This window comes from Streptomyces sp. NPDC127084 (assembly GCF_042724175.1).
Lineage (GTDB): Bacteria > Actinomycetota > Actinomycetes > Streptomycetales > Streptomycetaceae > Streptomyces.
Genome location: NZ_JBHXFA010000145.1, coordinates 1 through 2,344, shown reverse-complemented (window position 1 = coordinate 2,344; position 2,344 = coordinate 1). Strand labels below are relative to the sequence as shown.

The following is a 2,344-nucleotide window of genomic DNA, read 5'->3' as shown; positions in this document are numbered from 1 at the left end:
CGCCCCGCCCCCCCCCGCAGAGACCCCCCCCGCGCGCCGCGCGCCCGCCTGCCGCCGCGCGGGGGGGGTTCCGCCCCCCCCCCCCCCCCCACGCCCCCCCCCCCCGAGGGCCCGCCGGGGGGGGGCGGTCCTGTCTACCCGTGCTACAGGGCCTCGGCCCAGTCCGCCAGGGCGTCGAAGTCCGGGCGTGTCAACCCGATGCGGTGGTCGATGTGCAGCAGCAGGGCGTCGGACAGGTGCCGCTGGTTCACGTACTCCCGGTCCAGCCCGGTGATCTCGTCATCGACCCAGGCGAACGGCCGTCCCGCCGCGTAGTCCAGCACGTACTGCGTCTTCCAGAACGTGCCGCGCGGTGCGGCGCCGTGCATCACCGGCCAGTCGATGTAGGGCAACTCGGGCAGTCCGAGATGCGGCCCGACCCAGTGGTTCGCCGCACTCTTCCATGTGGTCGCCCACACCAGCTCGTACCTCCGCGCCAGCGCCAGTAGCTCCTCGCCGTGGCCATGGTTGAGCCATACCCGTAGCGGCTTCGGCCCGGTCCAGCCGCTGGGCCGCATGCGGTGGGTCGTATAGCCGTCGGGGCGTCGCTCGGGCTTGCCCCCGTAGGGATTCAGCGGCCCATCGATGTCGATCAGCAGCAGCGGTCTCATATCCGCATGATCCTCTCCAGCCTTCACTGAGGCGTTGAAATGTCATGTGAGACATTCATGTCTCATTAGGTGTATGCTTGTCTCATGGCCATGGATCGTGAACAGGTGCTGCGCGCTGCCGCCACCGTCCTCGCGCGTAAGTCGACCGCGACGATGGACGAGGTCGCACGCGCCGCGGGCATCGGACGCGCCACCCTGCACCGGCACTTCGCGGGGCGCGCCGCACTGGTCAAGGCACTCGAATCGCTGGGGATCCGGGAATTCGAGGCGGCCATCGACCGCGCGGGGATCGATCAGGGCGACACGGTCGACGGGCTGCGCCGGCTGATCGCCGAGATGGAGCCGGTCGCGGAGCTGCTCGCCTTCCTCGTCACCGAGAACGAGCTGTTCGAGGGGGACGAGATCGACGAAGGCTGGGCGAGGCTCGATGCCCGCGTGTCCGCCCTCTTCCGGCGAGGCCAGGAAGAGGGCGCCTTCCGGATCGACCTCCCGGCCGCCTGGCTCACCGAGGCGCTCTACGGCCTCATCGGTGCCTGTGCCTGGGCCGCGATGGACGGCCGGGTAGCCAAGAACGACTTCCAATTCATGATTGCCGAGCTGCTGCTCGGCGGAGCACGACGGAGTGTGCAGAAATGACCACCAGTACCGCCCAGCGCACGAGCGGGACGGACAACACCGTATACCGCCCCGGGCGTTGGCTCGCGCTGGCGGTCCTGGTGCTGGCCGTGCTGCTGGTCGCGGTCGACGCGACCGTGCTCGGTCTCGCGACCCCCTTCCTCAGCGAGGACCTCCAGCCGTCCGGCACCCAGCTGCTGTGGATAGGCGACGTCTACTCGTTCGTCATCGCCGGCCTGCTGGTCTCCATGGGCAGTCTGGGCGACCGAATAGGCCGCAAGAAGCTCCTGCTGACCGGTGCCACCGCCTTCGGCGCGATCTCCGTTCTCAACGCGTACGCCACCACGCCCGAGATGATGATCTTCGCCCGGGCCCTGCTCGGTGTCGCCGGTGCGACGCTGATGCCCGCGACCCTCGCCCTGATCCGCAACATCTTCCACGACCCGCGCGAGCGGAGTATCGCCATCGGCATCTGGGGCGCCATGGCCTCGGCAGGCGCCGCCGTGGGACCCGTAGTCGGCGGCTTCCTGCTGGAGCACTTCTGGTGGGGGTCGGTCTTCCTCATCAACCTCCCCGTGATGGCCGTGCTGGTCCTCGTCGGCGTCAATCTGCTTCCGGAGTCCCGGAATCCGGTCGCCGGGCCCTGGGACCTGCTCAGCGTCGTTCTGTCCCTCGTCGGCATCGTCGGTGTCGTGTACGCGGTCAAGGAGGCCGCGAGCGAGGGCCCCACCTGGGCCGCGGCTGCCGCGCTGCTCGTCGGCGCGGGCGCGCTCCACGGCTTCGTCCGCAGGCAGCTCTCCCTGCCCTCTCCGCTGCTGGACATGCGGTTGTTCCGCCACCGGGGCTTCTCGGCCGCGGTACTCGCCGACCTGCTGACCATTCTCGGCCTGTCCGGACTGGTCTTCTTCCTGTCCCAGTTCCTTCAGCTGGTCCAGGGCAGGCAGCCGCTCGAAGCGGGACTCGCCGAGCTCCCCGCCGCGATCGGCGCCGTGGTCACCGGCCTGCGCGCGGGCCGCGGCGCCCGGCGGTTCTCCGGACGCTCGGTGGTCGCCGGCGGGCGCGGCGCGGGGGGCCGCGCG

Annotated in this window: 3 protein-coding genes; 2 read left to right on the top strand and 1 reads right to left on the bottom strand. The window is 70.5% G+C overall.

The annotated features are described in order from the left end of the window. Positions 1-143: 143 nt before the first annotated feature. A complete protein-coding gene (locus tag ACFWI9_RS27020; RefSeq protein WP_387165831.1) occupies positions 144-650 on the bottom strand; it encodes an HAD domain-containing protein in 507 nt (168 codons plus the stop codon). An 84-nt stretch (positions 651-734) separates the two neighbouring features. On the opposite strand from ACFWI9_RS27020, the gene ACFWI9_RS27015 reads away from it, so the two are divergent. Together ACFWI9_RS27015 and ACFWI9_RS27010 are read left to right on the top strand one after the other, a co-directional pair. Further along, positions 735-1,286: a TetR/AcrR family transcriptional regulator gene (locus tag ACFWI9_RS27015; protein WP_387165829.1), complete on the top strand. Its 552-nt coding sequence runs from the start codon at positions 735-737 to the stop codon at positions 1,284-1,286. Continuing rightward, positions 1,283-2,344 (top strand): MFS transporter (locus ACFWI9_RS27010; protein ID WP_387165827.1); only part of this gene is annotated, 1,062 nt, incomplete at its 3' end. The genes ACFWI9_RS27015 and ACFWI9_RS27010, both read left to right, overlap by 4 nt.

Bases quoted from the DNA above. Each gene is read 5' to 3' on its own strand.
- ACFWI9_RS27020 (WP_387165831.1), bottom strand. From the start codon at position 650: ATGAGACCGCTGCTGCTGATCGACATCGATGGGCCGCTGAATCCCTAC.
- ACFWI9_RS27015 (WP_387165829.1), top strand. From the start codon at position 735: ATGGCCATGGATCGTGAACAGGTGCTGCGCGCTGCCGCCACCGTCCTC.